The organism is Saccharopolyspora sp. NPDC050389, assembly GCF_040655595.1.
Classification (GTDB): domain Bacteria; phylum Actinomycetota; class Actinomycetes; order Mycobacteriales; family Pseudonocardiaceae; genus Saccharopolyspora.
Window position 1 is genome coordinate 24,747 of the sequence record NZ_JBFAKG010000015.1, and the last position, 20,996, is coordinate 45,742.

The window sequence follows — 20,996 nt, forward strand, 5'->3', positions numbered from 1 at the left end:
CTGTCGGCTCGTTCAACACACGGGTTCCGGGGCCGAGCGCGCGCTCAGCCGAGGCTGGTGTTGTACAGACCCGTCAGGGTGATCTCGGTGAGGCCTTCCGGGGAGTCGCACTTCGCCGGGTCGATCCGGCCGATGGTGTTGTTCTCGATGATGTGGCCCTTGAGCTCGCCTTCGGTGACCCGGCCGATCGACCGCTCGATGATGACGTCACCGGCGATCTGGAACGTGCTCACGAACTCCATGACGCTGGTGCGCTCCGACTGGTCCTCGGTGGTCCAGCGCACGCGGTCCTTCACCCACACGATCGCGGACTCGCAGTCGCCCTTGCCCTTGACCTCTACTTCGTGGGCCTTCGTGCCGGTGATCGGCAGCGTGGAGACGCACCGCCCGCTGTGCCCGCCCTCGACGTAGCTGAAGCTGATCTCCTGCTCGGTGCGCTTGAGGCCGGGCGTGATCTTCAGCGTCGCCGTTCCGCTGCACGATTCGCCGTGCACGGCTTCGTCGACGTTCGCCGCGGACAGCGCGGTCGGTCCGCCGGAAACCAGCAGCGAGCCGGAGGCCAGCAGTACGGCGGAGAGGCTTGCCAACACCCACTTGCCCCGGCGGCCGATCAGCGGTGCGGCTTTCTCGTCCGGCCGGGACGCGTTGCCGGGGGTCTTGGCATTCATGGGAAAGGCTCCTTCCGGTAAACACGGGAGATCCGACCCATTTCTAAGGCACCCAAGGCGCTTTCTCGACCGATCATGCCCGATCGAGAAGGCAGCTCACTCGTCTTCGTTGTCCTGCCCGGAAGGGCGACTACGGATCGCAGTGATGATGCCGAGATCGCTTCATATATTGTTGCGGCGCAATGGGTTTCAGCCTTTCGATAGGGTGACCGATTCTGGTGCGCCTCACCAGGGGCCGTGTGGTAGTCCTGGGTGGTCCGTGATCGCAGCACAGCGCTTGGAGATGCGGTGCGCGCCATCCAGATTTCCCGGTACGGCGGGCCGGAAGTGCTCGTTCAAGAAGAAGTGCCGGATCCAGAATCCCGCAACGGTGAGGTGGCCATCTGGGTCAGCGCCGCCGGTGTCAACTACATGGACACCATGTGCACGTCGAATTCCTACCTCAAGCCGGTCGCGCTGCCCTACGTCCCGGGCGGCGAGGTCGTCGGCCGCACCGCCGACGGGCGGCGCGTCCTCGCCCTGATGGACGGCGGCGGGTATGCCGAGCAGGTCGTCACGTCGTCCCCGTTCGTCGCCGAGGTCCTGGACGGCGTCGACGATCACCAAGCCGTCGCGCTCGGCGTCCAGGGCCTGTCGGCCTGGCACCTGCTGCGCACCTGCGCGCGAATCGTCCCCGGCGAGTCGGTGGTGGTCAACGCGGCCGCGGGCGGCGTGGGATCGCTGCTGGTCCAGTTGGCGAAGCTGTTCGGGGCGGGCCGCGTCGTGGCCGCGGCGTCGAGCCCCGACAAGCGCGCGTTCGCGCTGGACGTCGGGGCCGACGTCGCCGTGGACGGCGCGGCCGAGGGATATCGCGACCGGGTCCTCGAGGCCAACGCCGGGCTGCCGGTGGACATCATCTTCGACGGCATCGGCGGAGCGGTCTTCGACGCGGCGCTCGACGCGCTCGCCCCGCTCGGGCGGATCGTCACCTACGGCGTGGCATCCCACGTGCTGCCCGCTCCGCTCACGGCTGCGCAGGTCATCGCGCGCACCGTTGCGGTCAGCGGGTTCTGGCTGCCGCAGGTGATCTCGTTGCCGGGCAGGTTCCGGGAGCCGCTGGCCGAGCTGTTCGCGCTCACCGCCGCCGGCCGGCTGCGCCCGGAGATCGGCGGCGTCTACCCGCTCGGCGAGGCGCGGCGGGCGCACGAGGACATCCTCGGCCGGAGGACGTGCGGCAAGCTCGTGCTGGAACCGTGACGGCGCCGCACCTGATCGTGCGGGTGCCGACCCCATCGGTGGCGGTGGACCGACTTTCCGGTGGCATGAACGAGTTCCGGCATCTCGCGGTAGTCGCGATTCCGCTCGCAACCCACCGGAGCCGATCTCGTGAAGGGATTTCCTGTTGCGGTGAAGAGGTTTTTAGCTTTCGCCGCCGTTCTCGCGGAACCGCTCGCATCCGCGACGTCGCTCGGCGAGGCGGTGCCGGATGCCCGAAGATGAGGCGGGTGCCGACCACCTCGCGAAGCCCGGTGTTCTGCTCGTGCGTAGCCGGAATCCCGGGCAGCAGGACCGATCGGATCTTCGATCCGCTGAAGCCGGGAGGTTGAAGTTGACTGCCACCGCCGCACCGCGGCTGTTCGTCGAAAGAGCCGCGGATCCACGGCTGCCTGTCGTGCGGCTGGCCCGGCTGCTCGACCGCGATTCCGCCACCCCGTTGCATCCACCGGACGACAGCGGGGTCACCGCGGTCGCGGGGCGGATCGACGGCGGCCGGGTGATCGCGTACTGCACGGATGCCACCAGGATGGGCGGCGCGCTGGGTGCCGAGGGGGCGCGGCGCATCGTAGATGCCATCGACCGCGCCGTCCGGGACCGGTGCCCGGTGATCGGGCTGTGGCATTCCGGCGGCGCGAAGCTCGCCGAGGGCGTCGAGTCGATGGACGGCGTCGGCCAGATGTTCGCCGCGATGATCCGCGCTTCCGGGCGGGTGCCGCAGATCTCGGTCGTGCTCGGGCCGGCGGCCGGGGCCGCTGCATACGGGCCGGCGCTGACCGATGTGGTGATCATGGCGGCGGACGGCCGGCTGTTCGTCACCGGGCCGGACGTGGTGCGCAGCGTGACCGGCGAGCAGGTCGACATGGCCGGGCTGGGCGGCCCCGCGGCGCACGGGCAGAAGTCGGGCGTCGCGCACGTGCTGGCCGACTCGGAGTCGGACGCCTACGCCCGGGCTCGCCGGATCACCGGTTTGCTCGCCCGGCAAGGCGTCTTCGACCTGCGCGCCGTGGCGGATCGCAAGGATCTGCGCGCGTTGCTGCCGGATGCGGCCAACCGCGCCTACGACGTGCACCCGCTGATCCGCGAGATCCTCGATTCCGCCACCGGTTTCGACGAGTTGCAGCAGAAGTGGGCGCCCAACGTGGTCACCGGTTTGGGCCGGCTCGGCGGGCGCACCGTGGGCGTCGTCGCGAACAACCCGCTGCGCAAGGGCGGTTGCCTGGATTCGCTGTCGGCGGAGAAGGCGGCGAGGTTCGTGCGGATGTGCGACTCGTTCGGCGTGCAACTGCTGGTCATCGTCGACGTGCCCGGCTACCTGCCCGGGGTGAACCAGGAATGGGCCGGCGTGGTGCGCCGGGGCGCCAAGTTGCTGTACGCGTTCGCCGAATCCGTGGTGCCGCGGGTGACGTTGGTGACCCGGAAGTCATACGGCGGCGCCTACATCGCGATGAACTCCCGGGCGCTGGGCGCGAGCGCGGTGTTCGCCTGGCCGGAGGCCGAGATCGCCGTGATGGGCACCGAGGCGGCGGTGGGAATCCTGCACCGCAAAAAACTGTCCGCAGTGGACGATGAGGACAGGCGGCTGGCGCTGCGGGCGGAACTCGTCGACGAGCACACACGGATCGCCGGCGGTGTCGGCCGCGCGCTCGCCATCGGCGTGGTGGACGAGGTGATCGATCCCGCGGACACCCGGCGCCGGGTCGCCGCCGCGCTCGCCGAGGCCGCCGCCGGCCGCGGCCACCACGGCAACATTCCGCTGTGACCGGAGGGAGAACAGTGACCGTTCCAGCAGCCGAGGGCCAGTTGTGGATTCGCCGCTTCCACCCGGCACCCGATGCCGGGGCGCGCCTGGTCGCGCTGCCGCACGCGGGCGGCTCGGCCAGCTTCTACTTCCCGCTGTCCCGCGCGCTCGCGCCGCGAGTAGAGGTGCTGTCGGTGCAGTACCCGGGCCGCCAGGACCGCCGGGCGGAGCGCTGCATCGACGACATCGGCGAGCTCGCGGACCGGCTCGCAACCGAGCTGCGGCAGTGGGCGGATCGTCCGCTGGCGCTCTTCGGCCACAGCATGGGCGCGGTGGTGGGCTTCGAAGTGGCGCGCCGCCTGGAAGTCGCGCCGATCCGGCTGATCGCGTCCGGCCGCCGCGCGCCGTCGACGTACCGGGACGAGCGGGTGCACCTGTGCGACGACGACGGGCTCGTCGCGGAACTGCGGAAGCTGAGCGGAACCGCTTCGGGTGTGCTCGGCGACGAGGAGCTGCTACGCATGATCCTGCCGGCTGTTCGCGGCGACTACCGCGCGGCCGAGACCTACCGGGGCGTGCCAGGGGCGAAGGTGACCTGTCCGATCACCGTGCTGATCGGCGACGACGACCCGAAGGTCACCCTGGCGGAGGCGGAAGCCTGGCGGGAGCACACCGACGCCGAAGTGGATCTGAGGGTTTTTCCCGGCGGGCACTTCTACCTGGCCGAGCACCAGGAAGAGGTGTTCGCGGTGCTCGACGAGCAGCTGAAAGTACCGGATTCGGTGTGAATCGCCTCGCGTCCCAGTGCGTTTCATCTCCTATCCCTGCGGTCGCCGGATCGTATGGTGCCCACAGGTGTGAAAGTGCCGGTCAATTCTTGAGAAGTTGTGATGATGTCGACAAACTTCGTTGTGAGTCAACGGCTTTTAGAGTGATGTGCTCGATTCATTAGGAGGAAGCCGACGTGTCCGGTGATAGGGAAGTCATCTTGGAAGGTGGCCCGGTCGGGATTCCGACCCAGGTGACGGCCTCGGAGATGGATCTGGCCGAGAGGATCAAGATCCGGCGGCTGAACGGGTACGACCACTTCGAGCGGACCGAGGACTACCGCGCGGTCGGCGACTTGAACCTGCCGGTGTTCCGCTGGGCGTACCGGACGCAGGTCGCGGAGTGAGGGCAGCGGACGGGCTCGACGGGCTCTTCGAAGTGCGCATCGGGGATCGCGATCTCGGCGTGTTCACCAGCTGCGCGGGCCTGGAGACCGGAACGGGCGTCGTCGTCCTCAGCCGCCCGCCGACCGGTCGCGTCGCGGCGATGTCGGCCTGGCTGCGCAGCCGCCCGGAGAAGTCGGTCGGCGAGATCACGATGCTGGGCCCGGAGCGCGCGCCGCTGGCCTGCTGGTCGCTGGCGGGAGTCGTGCCCGTGCAGTGGACCGGTCGCGGACCCGGCGCGTCGTTCGAGACGCTCGAACTGTCCTGCGCGGATCTGACCCAGGTGACCTGGTGATCGGCTAGGCGCCCGGGATCGGCCGGTGACCATCCCGACCGCGTTCGGTGACGTCACGGTTCCGGAGCGTCCGCAGCGGGTCGTCGCCCTGGGCTGGGGCGATGCGGAGGTCGCCCTGACGCTCGGCGTGCAGCCGGTCGGGGCGTCGGACTGGCTTCCCGTGGGCGGCGATGGCGTTCCCGCGTGGATGCCCGCGGACAAGAGGTACGCGACGCCGCCCACGATGCTCGGCACCATGGAAGTCGACATGGAAGCCGTGGCCGCGCTGGAACCGGATCTGATCCTGGACGCCCGCGCCAGCGGCGAGCGGGACCGCCACGACCTGCTGGCCGGGCTGGGCGTGCCGGTGCTGAGCATCCCGGCCGGCGGGCACGCGTACCGGACGAACTGGGACCAGCAGCTCGACATGATCGGCAAGGCGCTCGGCAAGACGGCCGAGGCGGAGCAGGTCCACGCGGACGTGGAGGCGAAGTTCCGCGACGCCGCGGCCGCGCACCCGGATTTCGCGGGCAAGACGGTGGTCGTCGGCTCCAAGATGGTCGGCTCCTACGGCGCCTACGTCAGCGGCGGTTCCCGCATCGAGCTCATGAAGCGCCTCGGCTTCGTCCAGTCGCCGCAGGTGCAGGCCCTGGCCGGGGAAAGCTTCTCGGTTCCCATCTCGCCGGAGCGGATGGACCTGTTCAACGCGGATCTCGTGCTGATGTCGCCGATCGGCGTGAGCGCGGACGACATCGCCAACGATCCGCTGTTCCGGTCGGTGCCTGCGGTCCAGGCGGGGCACGCGGTCGTGCTGTCCGACGCGGAGATCGCGCGAGCCTTCTCCAGCGGCACTCCGCTGGGCCTGTCCCACGCCGTGGACAAGGTCGTCCCGCTGGTCGCGCAGGCGCTGGCGCGCTGAGCGCTGTGAGTTCGGTGCGACGCGGGGCGCGTCCCGGTTCCGTTCTCGGGATGGTGGCGGCGGTTCTGGTCCTGGCGGCCTTCGCGAGCGTCATGGTGGGCGCCAAGGGGCTCGCGCCGTCCGTGGTGCTGGACGCGCTGCTGCACCCGCGCCCGGGCGATCCCGATCACCTGATCATCTGGCAGGTGCGCATCCCGCGGACGTTCGTGGGGCTGCTCGCGGGCGCGGCGCTCGGGCTGGCCGGCGCGATCATCCAGGGCGTGACCCGAAACCCGTTGGCGGACCCGGGAATCATGGGCGTCAACGCCGGGGCCTCGCTATGCATCGTCCTGGCGATCAGCGTGCTCGGCGTGCAGTCGGTGGCCGGGTACGTGTGGTTCGGCTTCCTCGGTGCGATCCTCGCGTCGGTCCTGGTCTACGGGGTGAGCATGATGGGCGGGGAAGGCAGCACGCCGCTGCGGATCGCGCTGTCCGGGGCGGCGTGCACCGCCGCTTTCGGCTCGCTGACCACCGGCATCCTCGTCACCGACAACGTGAGCTTCGAGCAGTTCCGGTTCTGGCAGGTGGGCTCGCTGTGGGGCCGGGATTCGGACACCGCTTGGCAGGCGTTGCCGTTCCTCGTGGTCGGCTTGGTGCTCGCCTTCGCGTGCACGAGGATCCTCAATGGACTGTCGTTGGGAGACGATGTGGCCCGCTCGCTGGGGCACAACGTGGTGGCCGGCCGCGTGACCTGCGCGGCGGCGGTCGTGGTGCTGTGCGGGACCGCGACCGCGATGGCCGGCCCGATCGCGTTCGTCGGCCTGGTCGTCCCGCACGCCGCGCGACTGCTGATCGGGCCGGATCACCGTTGGCTGCTGCCGTTTTCGATGCTGCTGGCCCCGTTGCTGCTGCTGGTGGCCGACATCGTCGGGCGCGTTGTCGCGCCGCCGGGAGAGGTGCAGGCCGGCGTCGTCACGGCGATCATCGGGGCGCCGGTGTTCATCCACCTCGTCCGGCGCCGCAAGCAGGTGGCCGTATGACGGCTCTGGTCGCGGCTCGCCGCCGCAACGGCCTCCGCTATGCGGTCGTCCTGACCGGGCTCCTCGCCCGCCGTGGTCGCCGTCCTGATCTTCACCCTGTGCTTCGGCCGGTATCCGATCGGCGTGTCCGATGTGGTCGCCACGCTGTTCGGGCAGGGCACGCCGAGAACCGACTACGTGGTCCTGCGGCTGCGGATGCCGCGCGCCCTGACGGGCCTGCTGGTCGGCGCGGCGCTCGGGCTTTCCGGCTCGATCTTCCTGTACCTGCTGCCGACGATATGGTCTTGGTTGTGAAGATCACTGTGCAGGTCAAGCTCGTGCCGGATGCCGTGCAGGCGTCCGCGCTCGAGTGCACCTTGCACGCGATCAACGAGGCAGCGAACTGGCTGTGCGGTGAAGCGCACGCCTTGGGTGAGAAGGAGCGGGGACGGAAGGCGTTGCAGGGCTTCGCCTACATCGCGTTGAAGAACCGCGGCTTGTCGGCTCAACCCGCGCTACATGTGATCCGGAAGGTCGCCGACGCCTACACCACCTTGAAAGCGAACATCCGCGCCGGGAACCTCGGCAAGCCGGGATCCAAGCGCCGCCACAGGGCCGACCGGGCGAGGGCTGAACAGTTACCGCAAGCGGCAACTGGCTCTGCGAGCCAAGCTCCAGGCCAAGGGCACCAAGTCCGCCAAGCGGGTCCTAAAGCGTCAGCGCCGCAAGGAGTCCCGCAAAGCCACCGAAACCAACCACGTCATCTCCAAGCGCATCGTGACCGAGGCTGAACGCACCGGGCGCGGGATTGGCATGGAAAACCTTGCCGGTATCCGTGATCGGGCACGGCTGAGAAAGCCCCAACGGGTCGCGCTGCACTCCTGGGCCTTCGCCCAGCTCGGGCGGTTCGTCGAATACAAGGCTCGTAGAGCTGGTGTTCCTGTGCTGTTCGTTGACCCCGCCTGCACCTCACGCATGTGCGCGGAGTGCGGGCACACAGACAAACGGAACCGTGTTTCTCAGGCACGGTTTCGGTGCCGGTCGTGTGGCGTCGTTGCGCATGCCGACCGCAATGCCTCCCGCAACATCCGTGACCGTGCGTGGTTGTTGTGGCGATGCGGGGCGGAGTCACACGCCCCTGCACCCGCATAGCGGAGTGCTGGACGTGACCGGCCACACCGCAGCCAGCGGTGCCCGAGTCACAAGCCCGGCCCTTAGGGCCGAGTAGTTGACGAGTCAGCTCGCCAGCACATCGTGATCGCCGCAGGCGTCAGCCGTCGATGCGGGGTGCCAGCCGGTCGCGCAGCCGCAGTCCGCTGATCGCGCCGGAGTCGTCCCGGCAGACGTCGATGGTCGTGCCGCGTTCGCTCGCCGGCTCGGTGATCACCAGCCGGTCGTGCCCGCACCAGGCGACCTGCTCGATCGACGGCGGCTCCAGGTAGTAGCTGCCCGGCCGAGGAGCCGGCCGGTGGATGCGCACCGCCGCCCGCCCGTCGGGGCGCGGGTCGAGTTCGAGGCGGTAGAAGGACGCGTCGAAGCTGCCTGCCAGCCCGGCGGCGTCGGCCGGCGCGGCGCCAGGTTCGGCGGGTGGCGCCTCGACGGAGATGCCGACGAGTTCCCGCAGCAGCGCGGCGCGCACCTCCTGGTTCACCTGCTCGCCCGACGTGCCGTTGGTCAGCAGCACGAAACCGATTCCCCGTTCGGGCACGAGGCACAGCTGAGTGCAGTACCCGATGGTCAGCCCGCCGTGGTAGGCCAGCCGCACGCCGTCGACGTCGTCGAGCCGCCAGATCAGCCCGATCCGCTCGTTCGCGCCACTGCGCTCGCGTTGCGGGATGAACGGCTCCGCCGGAGTTTTCCCGGCGAGGTGGTAGCGGGCGTAGTCGAGCATGTCGCTCACGCAAGACACCAGCCCGCCGCCGGGCACGTCCCAGCCGGGCAGCTGCCAGCCGCGCTGCCAGCCCGCGGTGCGGGCCACCTCGGGCTCGGTGGTGGCGTCGCCGCGGTGCGGCGCGGCCACCCGGTGGGTGATCGCCTCGTCCGCCGTGGTGTAGGTGTGCCGCATCCCGGCCGGTTCCAGCACTTCGGTGCGGACCAGGTCCGCGTACCGCCGGCCGGTGACCACCTCCAGCAGCCGCGCGGCGACGATCAGCCCGGCATTGCTGTAGGAGTAGTTGGTGCCGGGGCCGAACACCAGCGGCAGCCCAGCGATGTGCGCGACGCCGGTGGCGATCGAGTCGTCCGCGCCGTCGGCGAGCAGCCGGGGGCCGTTGAGGATCAGGTGGTCGCCGAACAGGCCGGAGGAGTGGGTGAGCAGGTGCCGGATGGTGATCCGGCCGTCCATGCCCGAGTCGGGCAGGTGGTCGGCCACCCGGTCGTCCAGGCCCAGCCGGCCGGCGTCGGCCAGCGCGGCCAGCATGGTGCCGACGAACGTCTTGGACACCGAGCCGATCTGGAACAGCGTGTGCTCGTCGACCGGCAGCGGATGGTCCACATTGGTCACGCCGAAGCCCAGGCGGTGGCTGCCTTCCGGGGTGAGCACGCCGACGCCGACGCCGGGCACGGCCCAACGTCGCATCAGCGGCGGGATGATCCCGGTCAGCAGTCCGGCCATGTCGGTCATGCGATCGCACCGTCCTCTGCGGGCTGTTGGAGCTCTTCGCCGGGGCGCACCGGGAAGAAGCAGGAAACCGTCCGGCGGCCGGACTCGTCGGCGGTGCGGCCAGGCGCCTCCCGCGCGCACCGCGCCTGGGCCCGGGGGCAGCGCGGGTGGAAGGCGCAGCCGGTCGGCGGGTTCAGCGCCGACGGCACGTCCCCGGCGAGCACCACCCGCTGCCGCCGCGCTTCGGCATCCGGATCGGGCAGCGGGATGGCTGACAGCAGGGAAGCGGTGTACGGGTGGGCCGCGCTCGCGAAGAACTCCGCCCGGTCGGCCACCTCCACCACCTTGCCCAGGTACATCACCGCCACCCGGTCGCACAGGTGCTTGACCACCGACAGGTCGTGCGTGATGAACACGTAGGTGAGGCCGAGTTCGCGCTGGAGTTCCTTGAGCAGCTTGAGGATCTGCGCCTGGATCGACACGTCCAGCGCGGAGACCGGCTCGTCGCAGATCACCACCTTGGGGCGCAGCGCGATGGCCCGGGCGATGCCCATCCGCTGCCGCTGGCCGCCGGAGAACTCGTGCGGATACCGGTCGTAGTGGTCCGGGTGCAGCCCGACCATGTCCATCAGTTCGAGCACGCGCCGCCGCACGTCCGGCCGGCGGTGGATGCGCAGCGGCTCGGCGATGATCTCGCCGACGCTGAGGCGGGGATTCACCGAGGACGAGGGGTTCTGGAAGATCATCTGGATGTCGCGGCGCAGCTGGGCGAGTTCGGCGCCGCGCCGCGAGAAGATGTTCTCGCCCGCGAACCGCACCTCGCCGCTGGTCGGGGTGGCCAGCCGCAGCAGCAGCCGGGCGAGGGTGCTCTTGCCGCAACCGGACTCGCCGACCAGCCCCAGCGTCTCGCCCTCCCGCACGCCGAGGTTGACGCCGTCGACGGCCTTGACCAGGCCGCCCGACCTGCGGAACAGGCCGCCCCGCACCGGGAAGTGCATGGTGAGATCCCGGGTCTCCACGAGGTAGTCGCTCATCGGCCCGCCTCCGCATCGTCCAGCGCGCCGGCCAGTTCCCGGAAGGCGGCCGCGGTGTGCACGCAGGCCGCCAGCCTGCCTTCGGCCTTGCGGTCCAGCGCCGGTTCGGCCTGGGTGCACCGGTCGTCGGCGAACCGGCACCGGGGCGCGAACCGGCAACCGGGCGGCGGGTCGGCCAGCGACGGCGGATGGCCGCCGATCGGCTCGGGCGGGATCTCGGAGTCCAGCCTGGGCACCGCGCGCAGCAGGGACCAGGTGTAGGGCATCAGCGGATCCTGGAAGAGCTGCTTCGGCGTGCCGGATTCCACCGCCTTCCCGCCGTACATCACCAGCACGCGATCGGCGATCTGCGAGACCACCCCGAGGTCGTGCGTGATCATGATGATCGACATGCCGTACGCCGACTTCAGCTGCCCGAGCAGCTCCAGGATTTGCGCCTGGATGGTGACGTCCAGCGCCGTGGTCGGCTCGTCCGCGATGAGGATCTTCGGCCGCCGGGCCAGCGCGACGGCGATCATCGCCCGCTGCCGCATGCCGCCGGAGAGCTGGTGCGGGTAGTCCCTGGCGCGGCGCTCGGGGCTGGGCATGCCGACCTCGTCCAGCGTCCGCACCGCCCGGCGCATCGCCTGCCTGCGGGAGACCCGTTCGTGAGTGCGGATCGCCTCGGCGATCTGGTCGCCGACGGTGAGCACCGGGTTCAGGCAGGTGGTCGGATCCTGGAAGATCATCGAGATCTCGTTGCCCCGGATCGACCGCAGTTCGCGCTCGGAGGCCGTGAGCAGGTCGCGGCCCTGGAACCGGATCCGGCCCCCGGCGTAGTGGCAGGGCGGCGACGGGTTGAGCCGCATGATGGACATCGCGGTCACGCTCTTCCCGGAGCCGGATTCGCCGACGATGCCGAGCGTCTCGCCCTCGTCGACGGCGAAGGAGACGCCGTCCACCGCGCGCACCACGCCGCCTGCGGTGCGGAAATGCGCTTGCAGGTCCTCGACTTCGAGGAGGGGCATGATCACCGCACCGCCTTCGGGTCGAAGACGTCGCGGAAGCCGTCGCCGATGAAGCTCACGCAAAGCACCGCGACGGCGATCACCAGCCCGGGGAAGACGATCGCGAACTGGCTGGTGAGGAACACGTGGAAACCGGCGCGGAAGGCGTCGGAGAGCATGGCACCCCATTCCGGTGTTGGCGCCTGCGCGCCGAGGCCGAGGAAGGAAAGCGCGGCGATGTCCAGGATCGCCGCGGCGAGGCTGAGGGTGGCCTGGACGATCAGCGGGCCCAGGCAGTTGGGCAGCAGGGTGCGCAGGAGGATCCTCGTGTGCCCGGCGCCCATGGATCGCGCCGCCTGCACGTAGTCGCTGTCCCGCAGCCCGATCACCGCGGACCGGACGACCCTGGCGATCTGCGGGACCGAGACGATGCCCACCGCGAGCATGGCGTTGCCGAGCCCCGGTCCGAGCGTCGAGACGATCATGATCGCCAGCAGGACGCTGGGGAACGCGAGCAGGATGTCCATCAGGCGCATCAGAACCGCGTCGAACCAGCCGCCCCGGTAGCCCGCGAGCAGCCCGATCGCCGTCCCGGCGACGGTGGCCAGCGCGACCGAGAGCAGCCCGGCGGACAGCGTCACCCGGGCCCCGAAGAGCAACCGGGACAGGATGTCGCGGCCCAGCTCGTCCTGACCGAGCAGGTGCGTGCCGCTGGGCGGCTGGAACCGGCCGCCGAGGTCCTGCGCGTACGGATCGAACGGCGCGAGGACCGGGGCCAGCACGGCGACCAGCGCGAACAGCCCGAGCACCACGACCCCGAACACCGCGAGCCTGTTGACGAAGAAGGCGCGCTGCCGTCGGCTCCGGATGCCCTTCGGCGGCGCGGTGGCTACTTGCTCGGCCATCAGTACCTCACTCTCGGGTCCAGCACCGCGTACAGGACGTCGACCACCAGGTTGACCAGCACGAACAGCAGCGAGGCGTACAGCACCACGCCCTGGATCAGCGCGTAATCGCGCTGGTACACCGCCTGGTAGGCGATCTGACCGATGCCGGGCCAGGAGAAGATCGTCTCGGTGATCACCGCGCCCCCGAGCAGCAGGCCGAGCTGCAACCCGATCACCGTGATCACCGGCAGCATCGAGTTGCGCAGGCCGTGCCGGAAGGTCGTGACCAGCGGGGAGACGCCCTTCGCCCGAGCGGTCCGGATGAAGTCCTCGGACAGCGTCTCCCGCATGCTCGACCGCGTCATCCGCATGATCACGCCGCACGGGATGGTGGCCAGCGCGAGGGCGGGCATGATCAGGTGCGCGAGGGAGGCGCGGAACATCCCCCAGTCCCCGGCGAGCAGCGAATCGACCAGGTTCAGGCCGGTGATCGCCGGCAGCGACTCGGCGGCAGGCAGCCGGCCGGGGAACGGCAGCAGGTGCAGGTTCACGCCCAGCACCACCATGAAGATCATGGCGAGCCAGAAGATCGGCATGCTCACCCCGGCGACGGCGAACACCGACGCCACCTTGTCCAGCAGCGAGTGCGGCTTGCTGGCCGCCAGCGTGCCGAGGGCGATGCCGACCACCACGGCGATGAGCAGCGCCATCAGGGTCAGTTCCAGGGTGGCCGGCAGCCGCGCGGCCAGTTCGGTGACCACCGGCCGACCGGACACGATGGACTCGCCGAGGTCGCCCTGCAGCGCCCGGCCGAGGAACAGCCAGTACTGCACGATGATCGGCTCGTCCAGGCCCATCTGGGCGCGCAGCTCGGTGATCTGCTCGGCGGTGGCGTTCTCGCCGAGGATGATCTGCGCCGGGTCGCCCGGGATCATCCGCACGGTGAAGAACACGATCGCCGAGACCCCGAGCAGCACGGGGATCAGCTGGCCGAGCCGGCGCGCGATGTAGGTCAGCACGGGCCGTCACCTCTGGCATTCATGATGTCGGGGATCCCACAGCGAGAAGGCCGCAGTAACTCCCGCAGCGGGGCCGCTACCCGCACCGCTACGTGAGATGAGTTTGGAAAACGGCTTTCAGACGGTGAGCGCATCGAGGTCGTCCATGGCGATGTTGGTGCCGAAGCCCCGGATCGAGGCGCGGAGCGCGACGGGCGGGCTGACGTAGGCGATTGGCAGCACCGGCACCTCGTCGTGCACGATGCGCTGAACGTTGGCGTAGAGGGCACGTTGCTTCTCCACCTCAGCGGTAACCCTGGCCTCGGCGAGCAACGCGTCGACCTGCGAGTTCTGGTAGAAGGACAAGTTGGACGAGTTGGTCTCCGTCGCGCTGGCGCCGGCGTACCAGTAGTTCAGCGGGAAGTAGGAGTCCACGCCGATCGTGGTGCCGCCGAACATGGCGATGTCGTGCAATCCCTTGCCGGTCCGCTCCACGTAGGTCGCCAGCTCGTAGGTGACGAGCTCCGCCGTGATCCCGACCGCGGCCAGGTTCGCCTGCACGGCCTGGGCGACGCCCTTGCCGTCCGGCAGGTACGGCCGGGCGGTGGACATGTACCAGAGGCTGGTGCGGAAACCGCCCGGCAGCCCGGCTTCGGCCAGCAGCCTGCGAGCCAGGTCCGGGTCGTACGGGTACGGCTGGATCGAGCGGTCGACGAACGCGGAGATCCCGTACAGCGGCGCGCCGGCCACCTCGGCCCGCTCGCCGAAGAAGTACTTCACGATCCGCGGCAGGTCGATCGCGTGCGCGATCGCCTTGCGCACCAAGGGATTCCGGAACGGCTCGCGGCGGGTGTTCATGGCGAAGTAGCTGAAGCACTCCTGCGGGTGCTGGGCCACGGCGAATCCCGGGGTGTCGCGCAGCGCGTCGGCGTCCTGGGGGACGATGCCGTTGACGGCGGAGAGGTCGCCGCCGACCAGCGCCGCCACCCGGGCCGTGCTGTCCGGGATGGGCGCGAGCACCACGGTGTTCAGCCGCCGGCCCGCGTCGCCCGGCCGCGTGCCCCACCAGGACTCGTTGCGGCGCAAGGTGATCTTGCTTCCGTGCTGCCAGGATTCCAGCGTGAACGGGCCGGTGCCGACCGGCCGCTGCCAGAAGTTCTCCACGTCCCGCTGGATGGCGGTGGGCGAGGCGATGCCGAACTGCGCGCCGGCGAGCGTCGGGAGGAACGGCCCGTAGGGTTCCCGGAGGTCGAACCGCACCGCGTGCGAGCCGACCTTCTCGATCCCGGTGATGATCGACTTCTCGTCGAATCCGCCGAACAGGTTCTTGTAGTAGGCGAACTTGCTGCTCTGCGGGCCGCCGCCGCGGTGGTACCGGTGCCCGGTGTCCCGCCAGCGCCGGAAGTTGAACACGACGGCGTCGGCGTCGAACGGCGTTCCGTCGTGGAAGTGCACGCCTTCGCGGAGCACGAAGGTGTACTGCCGGCCACCGTTCTCGGGCTCGGGCACCGCGTTCGCCAGCGCCGGCAGCAGTTCGCCGTCCGGGGCGTAGCGCAGCAGCGAGTCGAAGATGTGGTGCACGACCGCGTAGGACTCGCTGTCGGTCTGGTTCATCGGATCCAGGGAGACGGCGTCCGCGCTCCGGCCGTAGACGAAGGCGTCGCCGTCGGCCCTGGCCCGGACCGAAGTCCCGCAACCCGCGGTGCCGAGCAGCGCGGCGCCGGCCCCGGCCAGCTGGAGCATGCTGCGGCGGGTCAGCCTCGGGCCGGGCGAGGTGTGCTTGTGCGTCATCGCCGCTCCCTTCCTTGGTCCTCAGTGCACAGACCGATGCCGGTGCGGCGGCGCGATGTCCGCATCTGTCCGAATCGGGCGCGTGATTCTCGGGTACGCTGCGACCGCAGGCCGACTTCGGGCACCTGGTGCGGTTTCCCGCGTCCCAGGAGCGGAACCGGTTGCGGCGCCCGCACATCGTCCAGCAGATCCAACTTCGCGAACTCCTTGATCTCGCGTCGAGCTGGTCTAGAGTGTGAACTCGCCCGCGGATGAACGAGATCATTCGCTCGATACGCTCATTTTTGGACCGCAGAGAGCGAGAAACGTGCATCACGACTTCTCTGAGGACGACTTGGCGCTCATTCACGCCCTGCAACTGTGGCCTCGCGCGCCGTGGGCAGCGCTGGCCCCGACCCTCGGCGCGTCGCCGACGGCGTTGGCTCAGCGCTGGACCCGGCTCCGCGACGCGGGCCTGGCCTGGATCACCGCGTATCCCGAGTACGGCGAGCTTTCCGGCGGCGCGATGGTGGCCCTGGTCGAGATGAACTGCGCCCCGGGCGCGGTGGACGACGTGGCGCGAAGGCTGGAGCAGATGCACCGCGTGCACAACATCGAACACGCCGCCCGGGGACTGGACCTGCTGCTGACGGTCTCCGCCAGCTCATTCGGCGAACTCTCCGCGCTGCTGCTGGACGAGCTGCCGAAGCTGCCCGGCGTGGCGTCGCTGCACTCCCACATCGGCACCAGAAGGCACATCGAGGGCAACCAGTGGCAGCTGGACGCGCTGGACCGCGCGCAACGCGAGGCGATCCTGCAGGCCGGCCGCGCCGAGCGGGACCGGCCCAGCGAACCGATCTACTTGAGATCCAAGGTCTTCGCGCCGCTGGTAGCTGCCCTCGCGCACGACGGCCGGGCCACCGCGGCGGAACTGGCCGAGCGGCTCGACCGGCCCACTTCCACGGTGCGTCGCCAGCTGGCTGCTCTGCTGCAGTCCCGGGCGTTGCGGCTGCGCTGCGAAGTCGCCCAACTGCACACCCGGTGGCCCATCGCGGTGATCTGGTGGTGCCGGTTGCCGAACAGCGCGCTGCCCGCGGCCGTGTCCCGGCTGCGCGAGGACTCCCGGGTGCGGTTGTGCATGTCGGTGACCGGGTCGGCGAACCTCGTGGTGAACGCGTGGACCGCGGACATGGCCGACCTGATGAACATGCAGGACAACCTCGAACGACTGCTGCCGCCGGGCGGAATCGTGAACAGCTCGGTGATCCTGCGGACCCGCAAGCGGGTCGGCTGGCTGATGCACCCGGACGGCCGCTGCACCGGCGAGGTCATCCCGCTGCCCGGCCCGGCGGCAGAACCCGCGCCCGATTCGCCGGCCTGAGGTTCGCGGAAGCGGGCGAGTTCCCAGCTCGTGTTGGCGGTGCGAACCATCGCTTCGCCCAGCGCGTTCTTGCTCGTCCACTGTGGATTCCGATGCGCGGTGACATCCGGCCGACGGAATGCGTGGTCAGGCAGTCGGATGCCGCCTGACCTCATCGCACGATCAACGGTGCCGGCCGATCACCGTCCGGCCATCTCTGCGGTGAGCGAGCCGCGTGCCGCGCCTCGGGCTGGGATGACGGCGGCGAGCGGCGCCGCCAGCACCGCAGCGCCCAGCAGCACCCCGAGCCGGCCCCACGGCAGCATGAACAGCACCGGCTCGGCGTCGGTCGACGCCACCTGCGCGATCAGCCACGCCGAGCCGATGCCGAGGAGCAGACCGCATGCCGCGCCGAGCAGCGCGACGAACACCGACTCCGCCGCGACGGCGGCGCCGAGCCCGCCTCGGGTCAGGCCGAGCGCGCGCAGCAGAGCCGACTCGCGAGTCCGCTCCAGGACGGACAGCGAGAGCGTGTTGGCGATGCCGGTGAACGCGATCAGCACGGCCAGTGCGGTCAGCGCCCACAGCAGGTCCAGGGTGCTGCGCAGCGGCGCCGAAAGCTCGTACTTGAGCTCGGCGACGCTGCTCAGCTGGGCGAGCGGGGCGACGGAGAGCGCCCGTTCCAGTGCCGGCCGAACCTGGTCCTGGTCGGCGTCCGCCGCCAGCTTGACCAGGACGCTGTCGTCGTAGCCGTTGTCGTTGTCGTTGAAGGAGATCGCGGACTGCTGCCCGAGCTCGACCATTGCGAGCTCGACATCGGCGCCCGGGGCGCGGACGCCGTCGTAGACCGCGACGACCCGCAGCGGGACCGGCCTGTTTCGGGGCCCGGCCTGGACGGTGTCGCCGACCGCGAGCCCCGTCTCCTCGGCGAGCTGCCTGCTCACGGCCAGCTCGCCCGGGCCGAGCCGGTCGAGGCGGCCGGACAGCACCACCGGCCGCAGCAGGCTGCCCACGGCGTCGCCGCGCACGGCGGTCATCCCATAACCGCCGTGCGTCCCCAGGTCCCCTGAGAACGACCGGCGGAGAGCGGCGTCCGCGACGCCGGGCACCGCGGCGAGGGTGTCCGCGAGCTCGGCGGGCAGCGGCTGGGTGGCGACCACCGACGTGACGGTGTAATCGGCCCCCAGCTGCTGGTCCAGGCCGTGGTTCCGGCCCGCCTCGACGCCCGCCGTCACCGTGGTCACGAGCGAGACGACGGCGAGACCGATCGTGAGCGCGGCGGCGCTGGCCGCGGTGCGCTTCGGGTTGCGGTCGGCGTTGAGCGCGGCCAGCCTCGCGGGCTGTCCGAGAAGCGGAGCGCAGACCTTGCCCAGCGCCCGCACGACCGGGCCGACCACCAGCGGCCCCGCGGCCAGCACCGAGCCCAGCGCCGCGACCACGGCCACGATGGAAAGCGCCGCGCCGTCCTCCATTTCGGCGCGCAGCGCGAGCACGGCTGTGCCGACACCCGTTACCAGCAGCACGATCGCGACCACCGCTCGTGGCCACCCGGTGCGGGTGGACTTGCCTTCCACCGGCGTCCGCAGCGCCTCGACGGGGGCGGCGCGGGTCGCGGCCCAGGCCGGGAGCGCCGCGGCCAGCATCGTCACCAGCACCCCGATCGCCAAGGCCGCGACGACCGTCCGCGCGGTCAGCGGGACATGAATGGCCGCTTCGCGCCCGCCGAGCGCACTGGAGACCGCCTGCAACGCCGCGGCGACGCCGAGCCCGCCCAGCAGACCAGCCACGGACGCGACCGCGCCCACCACCACGGCTTCGGCGAGCGTTCCCACGAACACCTGCCGCTTTCCGGCCCCGATGCAACGCAGCAACGCCAGCTCCCTCGCACGCTGCGCGATGAGGATCGTGAACGAGTTGGTGATCACCATCGCGGCCACGACCATCGCGAGCACCGCGAAGGCGGTGAAGAACTTCGTCAGCCCGGCCGAGTCCGACGGCGTCTCGCGCAACAGCTGCGCCGCTGCCTCCTGCCCGGTCACCACGGAGATGCCCCGTCCGCCCACCGCTCGCGTGAGATCGGCGACGAGCTGCTGCTGGCCGACGCCCGGCGTCGCGCGCACGACGATCTCGCGGAACGCAGTCTCGTGCGACAGCCGGTGCAGGGCCTCGGGCAGCAGCAGCACCAGATCGCTCGCGCCGATACCGGCATCCGTGGGTCGGCTGAACGTGCCGACCAGCGTGAACGTGTGCTGGCGGCCGTCCTGGTCGAGGACGGTCACGGGCTGTCCCAGCGCGTAGTCCGCAGCGGTGCCCTGCTCCATCGCGATTTCGCCTGCATTCCCGGGAAAACGGCCCTCGGAAAGGTCGAACGGGCGCAGCTCCTCGTCGGCGGCCAGGGCCGTGGCAGCGGCGTCCCTCGGGCGGCCTGAGGTGTCCCACAGGGGAGCGCTCACCGCGGCGCGCCCCTCCGCCGCGGCGACGCCGGGCACGCTGCGGACATTCCTCAGCATCTCGTCGTCGAGCTCGATCCCGCCGCGTGTCTTGCCGATCGATGCGTCCACTCCGCGGGTCTGGAAGTCGACGGCATCACGAAGACGGGCGTCGACGGCGTCGGAGAGGACTAGCGATCCGGCGACGAAGGCCACGCCGATCGCGATGGCGACGGCCGAGAGCAGCAGCCGCAGCGGCCGGGCCGCCAGCCCGGCGATGACGGTTCGCAGCATCACGCCTCCAGATTCGTGAGCGCCGAGAGCACGGTCTCGGCGGTGGGGCGTTGGAGGTGAGCGGCGATGCGGCCGTCGGCCAGGAGCACCCCGCTGTCGGCGTAGGACGCGGCGACCGGGTCGTGGGTCACCATCACCACCGTCTGGCCGAGTTCGCGGACCGAAGTGCGCAGGAAGCCGAGCACCTCTGCACCCGAGCGCGAGTCGAGGCTGCCCGTGGGCTCGTCGGCGAACACGACGTCCGGTCGGCCCACGAGCGCGCGGGCGCACGCCACCCGCTGCTGCTGGCCGCCCGAGAGCTCATCCGGCTTGTGCCGCAGCCGCGACCGCAGGCCCAGCGCGTCGACGACCGCGGTGAACCACGCCCGGTCCGGGCGGCGGCCCGCGAGCCGCAGGCCGAGCACGATGTTCTCCTCCGCGGTCATGGTCGGCAGCAGGTTGAACGACTGGAACACGAACCCGACCCGGTCCCGCCGCAGCCGGGTCAATGCGGCGTCGGACAGGCCGGTGAGGTCGGTCTGCCCGATCCGGACGCGCCCGGAGTCCACGGTGTCCAGGCCGGCGAGGCAGTGCATGAGCGTGGACTTGCCCGAGCCGGACGGGCCCATGATCGCGGTGAAGCGGTGTGCCGGGAGGTCGAGGGACACGTGGTCCAGGGCGCGCACCGCCGTGTCGCCGCGACCGTAGACCTTCACGGCGTCCGCCACACCGGCCGCGGCATGACCGTCCATTGTGTTCCTGCGCATCTTCTCCCCTGAACCGAGCCTCGAAGACGACCGCCCGTCGCGGCCGCCTCGGCGATCGTGGCGAGTGACGCCTGAACGGTTCCTGAAACGACCTGAAGAACGCTTCAGGTACCGCGGCGCGGATCTGGGAAGATCGGCCCATGCGGGTGCTCGTGGTGGAGGACGAGAAGCGGCTGGCCGAGACGCTCCAGTGGGGGCTGGAGGCCGAGGGCTACGCCGTGGACCTCGCCCACGACGGAGTGGAAGGGCTTGAGCTCGCGCAGCTGTACCCGTACCAGGTGATCGTGCTGGACATCATGCTGCCGAAGCTCAACGGCTACCGCGTCTGCGCGGCGTTGCGGGGGCGCGGCGTGAGCACACCGATCCTCATGCTCACAGCGAAGAACGGGGAGTACGACGAGGCCGAGGCGCTCGACACGGGGGCCGACGACTTCCTGAGCAAGCCGTTCTCGTACGTGGTGCTCACCGCGCGGCTGCGCGCCCTCACCCGCCGGGGCGCGGTCGGCGCGGCCGCGGCGCTCACGTTCGGCGACCTGGCGCTCGACCCCGCGAAGCGGACGTGCCGGCGCGCGGGGCAGCCGGTGGCGCTGACCGCTAAGGAGTTCGCGGTGCTCGAATGCCTGCTGCGGCACAAGGGCCAGGTGGTCGCGAAGCACGAGATCCTGGAGCAGGTGTGGGATCTGGCGTACCGGGGCGATCCGAACATCGTCGAGGTCTACGTGAGTGCGCTGCGGCGGAAGGTGGACGCGCCGTTCGGGCGGCGCACCATCGCCACGGTGCGCGGCGTCGGCTACCGGCTGGTGGCGGATGAATAGGTGGTGGCCG

General features: G+C 70.5%; 20 protein-coding genes. 11 read left to right on the forward strand and 9 right to left on the reverse strand.

Translation table 11 applies throughout. The features are described 5' to 3' along the window. Positions 1-44 precede the first annotated feature (44 nt). Positions 45-668 carry a hypothetical protein gene (locus AB0I53_RS12125; protein ID WP_358600521.1) on the reverse strand — a complete coding sequence of 208 codons (624 nt, stop codon included), beginning with the start codon at positions 666-668 and terminating at the stop codon, positions 45-47. Positions 669-956: 288 nt separating this feature from the next. Between AB0I53_RS12125 and AB0I53_RS12130 the strand changes: the two genes are divergently transcribed. The 9 genes from AB0I53_RS12130 (at position 957) to AB0I53_RS12170 (ending at position 8,217) form a co-directional block, all read left to right on the forward strand. Next, the gene (locus tag AB0I53_RS12130; protein WP_358600524.1) at positions 957-1,904 is read left to right on the forward strand and encodes a zinc-binding dehydrogenase; all 948 of its coding nucleotides are present in this window, start codon (positions 957-959) and stop codon (positions 1,902-1,904) included. A gap of 376 nt (positions 1,905-2,280) precedes the next feature. Then, a complete protein-coding gene (locus tag AB0I53_RS12135) occupies positions 2,281-3,684 on the forward strand; it encodes a carboxyl transferase domain-containing protein (protein WP_358600817.1) in 1,404 nt (467 codons plus the stop codon). Positions 3,685-3,698: 14 nt separating this feature from the next. Then, the gene (locus AB0I53_RS12140) at positions 3,699-4,451 is read left to right on the forward strand and encodes an alpha/beta fold hydrolase (RefSeq protein WP_358600527.1); all 753 of its coding nucleotides are present in this window, start codon (positions 3,699-3,701) and stop codon (positions 4,449-4,451) included. A 176-nt stretch (positions 4,452-4,627) separates the two neighbouring features. Further along, complete coding sequence (locus AB0I53_RS12145; RefSeq protein ID WP_358600530.1) at positions 4,628-4,837, forward strand: DUF5988 family protein; 210 nt, start codon at positions 4,628-4,630, stop codon at positions 4,835-4,837. Next, the gene (locus AB0I53_RS12150) at positions 4,834-5,169 is read left to right on the forward strand and encodes a hypothetical protein (protein WP_358600532.1); all 336 of its coding nucleotides are present in this window, start codon (positions 4,834-4,836) and stop codon (positions 5,167-5,169) included. Before AB0I53_RS12145 ends, AB0I53_RS12150 begins: the two co-directional genes overlap by 4 nt. Positions 5,170-5,194: 25 nt before the next feature. Further along, positions 5,195-6,067, forward strand: coding sequence for an iron-siderophore ABC transporter substrate-binding protein (locus AB0I53_RS12155; protein WP_358600535.1), 873 nt, complete (start codon positions 5,195-5,197; stop codon positions 6,065-6,067). A gap of 50 nt (positions 6,068-6,117) precedes the next feature. After that, positions 6,118-7,086, forward strand: a complete 969-nt coding sequence (locus tag AB0I53_RS12160) for an iron ABC transporter permease (protein ID WP_358600538.1) — start codon at positions 6,118-6,120, stop codon at positions 7,084-7,086. 72 nt (positions 7,087-7,158) lie between these two features. After that, the gene (locus AB0I53_RS12165) at positions 7,159-7,380 is read left to right on the forward strand and encodes an iron chelate uptake ABC transporter family permease subunit (protein ID WP_358600541.1); all 222 of its coding nucleotides are present in this window, start codon (positions 7,159-7,161) and stop codon (positions 7,378-7,380) included. A 345-nt stretch (positions 7,381-7,725) separates the two neighbouring features. Then, on the forward strand, positions 7,726-8,217 hold the full coding sequence (locus AB0I53_RS12170; RefSeq protein ID WP_358600820.1) for a transposase: 492 nt from the start codon (positions 7,726-7,728) through the stop codon (positions 8,215-8,217). 118 nt (positions 8,218-8,335) lie between these two features. On the opposite strand, the gene AB0I53_RS12175 is transcribed toward AB0I53_RS12170, so the two are convergent. From AB0I53_RS12175 to AB0I53_RS12200, 6 genes are all read right to left on the reverse strand, one after another. Then, complete coding sequence (locus tag AB0I53_RS12175; RefSeq protein WP_358600544.1) at positions 8,336-9,688, reverse strand: serine hydrolase domain-containing protein; 1,353 nt, start codon at positions 9,686-9,688, stop codon at positions 8,336-8,338. Further along, positions 9,685-10,701, reverse strand: coding sequence for an oligopeptide/dipeptide ABC transporter ATP-binding protein (locus AB0I53_RS12180; RefSeq protein WP_358600546.1), 1,017 nt, complete (start codon positions 10,699-10,701; stop codon positions 9,685-9,687). Before AB0I53_RS12180 ends, AB0I53_RS12175 begins: the two co-directional genes overlap by 4 nt. Further along, positions 10,698-11,708 carry an ABC transporter ATP-binding protein gene (locus AB0I53_RS12185; protein ID WP_358600823.1) on the reverse strand — a complete coding sequence of 337 codons (1,011 nt, stop codon included), beginning with the start codon at positions 11,706-11,708 and terminating at the stop codon, positions 10,698-10,700. Before AB0I53_RS12185 ends, AB0I53_RS12180 begins: the two co-directional genes overlap by 4 nt. A gap of 2 nt (positions 11,709-11,710) precedes the next feature. Beyond that, positions 11,711-12,592, reverse strand: a complete 882-nt coding sequence (locus AB0I53_RS12190; protein ID WP_358600548.1) for an ABC transporter permease — start codon at positions 12,590-12,592, stop codon at positions 11,711-11,713. Then, a complete protein-coding gene (locus AB0I53_RS12195; protein ID WP_358600551.1) occupies positions 12,592-13,593 on the reverse strand; it encodes an ABC transporter permease in 1,002 nt (333 codons plus the stop codon). The genes AB0I53_RS12190 and AB0I53_RS12195 overlap by 1 nt, the downstream gene beginning before the upstream one ends. 117 nt (positions 13,594-13,710) lie before the next feature. Next, entirely contained in the window at positions 13,711-15,363 is a 1,653-nt protein-coding gene (locus AB0I53_RS12200; protein ID WP_358600553.1) for an ABC transporter substrate-binding protein, read from the reverse strand. Positions 15,364-15,697: 334 nt separating this feature from the next. On the opposite strand from AB0I53_RS12200, the gene AB0I53_RS12205 reads away from it, so the two are divergent. Further along, positions 15,698-16,723 (forward strand): Lrp/AsnC family transcriptional regulator, encoded by a 1,026-nt coding sequence (locus AB0I53_RS12205; RefSeq protein ID WP_358600554.1) that lies wholly within the window; start codon positions 15,698-15,700, stop codon positions 16,721-16,723. A 179-nt stretch (positions 16,724-16,902) separates the two neighbouring features. On the opposite strand, the gene AB0I53_RS12210 is transcribed toward AB0I53_RS12205, so the two are convergent. After that, complete coding sequence (locus AB0I53_RS12210; RefSeq protein ID WP_358600556.1) at positions 16,903-19,425, reverse strand: FtsX-like permease family protein; 2,523 nt, start codon at positions 19,423-19,425, stop codon at positions 16,903-16,905. Then, entirely contained in the window at positions 19,425-20,156 is a 732-nt protein-coding gene (locus AB0I53_RS12215; RefSeq protein ID WP_358600825.1) for an ABC transporter ATP-binding protein, read from the reverse strand. Before AB0I53_RS12215 ends, AB0I53_RS12210 begins: the two co-directional genes overlap by 1 nt. Positions 20,157-20,311: 155 nt before the next feature. On the opposite strand from AB0I53_RS12215, the gene AB0I53_RS12220 reads away from it, so the two are divergent. Continuing rightward, positions 20,312-20,986 carry a response regulator transcription factor gene (locus AB0I53_RS12220; RefSeq protein WP_358600559.1) on the forward strand — a complete coding sequence of 225 codons (675 nt, stop codon included), beginning with the start codon at positions 20,312-20,314 and terminating at the stop codon, positions 20,984-20,986. Positions 20,987-20,996: the final 10 nt, after the last annotated feature.

Excerpts from the sequence above, each read along its gene's own strand:
- AB0I53_RS12125 (WP_358600521.1), bottom strand. The coding sequence starts at position 668 with ATGAATGCCAAGACCCCCGGCAACGCGTCCCGGCCGGACGAGAAAGCC.
- AB0I53_RS12160 (WP_358600538.1), top strand. The coding sequence starts at position 6,118 with ATGGTGGCGGCGGTTCTGGTCCTGGCGGCCTTCGCGAGCGTCATGGTG.
- AB0I53_RS12175 (WP_358600544.1), bottom strand. The coding sequence starts at position 9,688 with ATGACCGACATGGCCGGACTGCTGACCGGGATCATCCCGCCGCTGATG.
- AB0I53_RS12180 (WP_358600546.1), bottom strand. The coding sequence starts at position 10,701 with ATGAGCGACTACCTCGTGGAGACCCGGGATCTCACCATGCACTTCCCG.
- AB0I53_RS12185 (WP_358600823.1), bottom strand. The coding sequence starts at position 11,708 with ATGCCCCTCCTCGAAGTCGAGGACCTGCAAGCGCATTTCCGCACCGCA.
- AB0I53_RS12190 (WP_358600548.1), bottom strand. The coding sequence starts at position 12,592 with ATGGCCGAGCAAGTAGCCACCGCGCCGCCGAAGGGCATCCGGAGCCGA.
- AB0I53_RS12200 (WP_358600553.1), bottom strand. The coding sequence starts at position 15,363 with ATGACGCACAAGCACACCTCGCCCGGCCCGAGGCTGACCCGCCGCAGC.
- AB0I53_RS12210 (WP_358600556.1), bottom strand. The coding sequence starts at position 19,425 with ATGCTGCGAACCGTCATCGCCGGGCTGGCGGCCCGGCCGCTGCGGCTG.
- AB0I53_RS12215 (WP_358600825.1), bottom strand. The coding sequence starts at position 20,156 with ATGGACGGTCATGCCGCGGCCGGTGTGGCGGACGCCGTGAAGGTCTAC.
- AB0I53_RS12220 (WP_358600559.1), top strand. The coding sequence starts at position 20,312 with ATGCGGGTGCTCGTGGTGGAGGACGAGAAGCGGCTGGCCGAGACGCTC.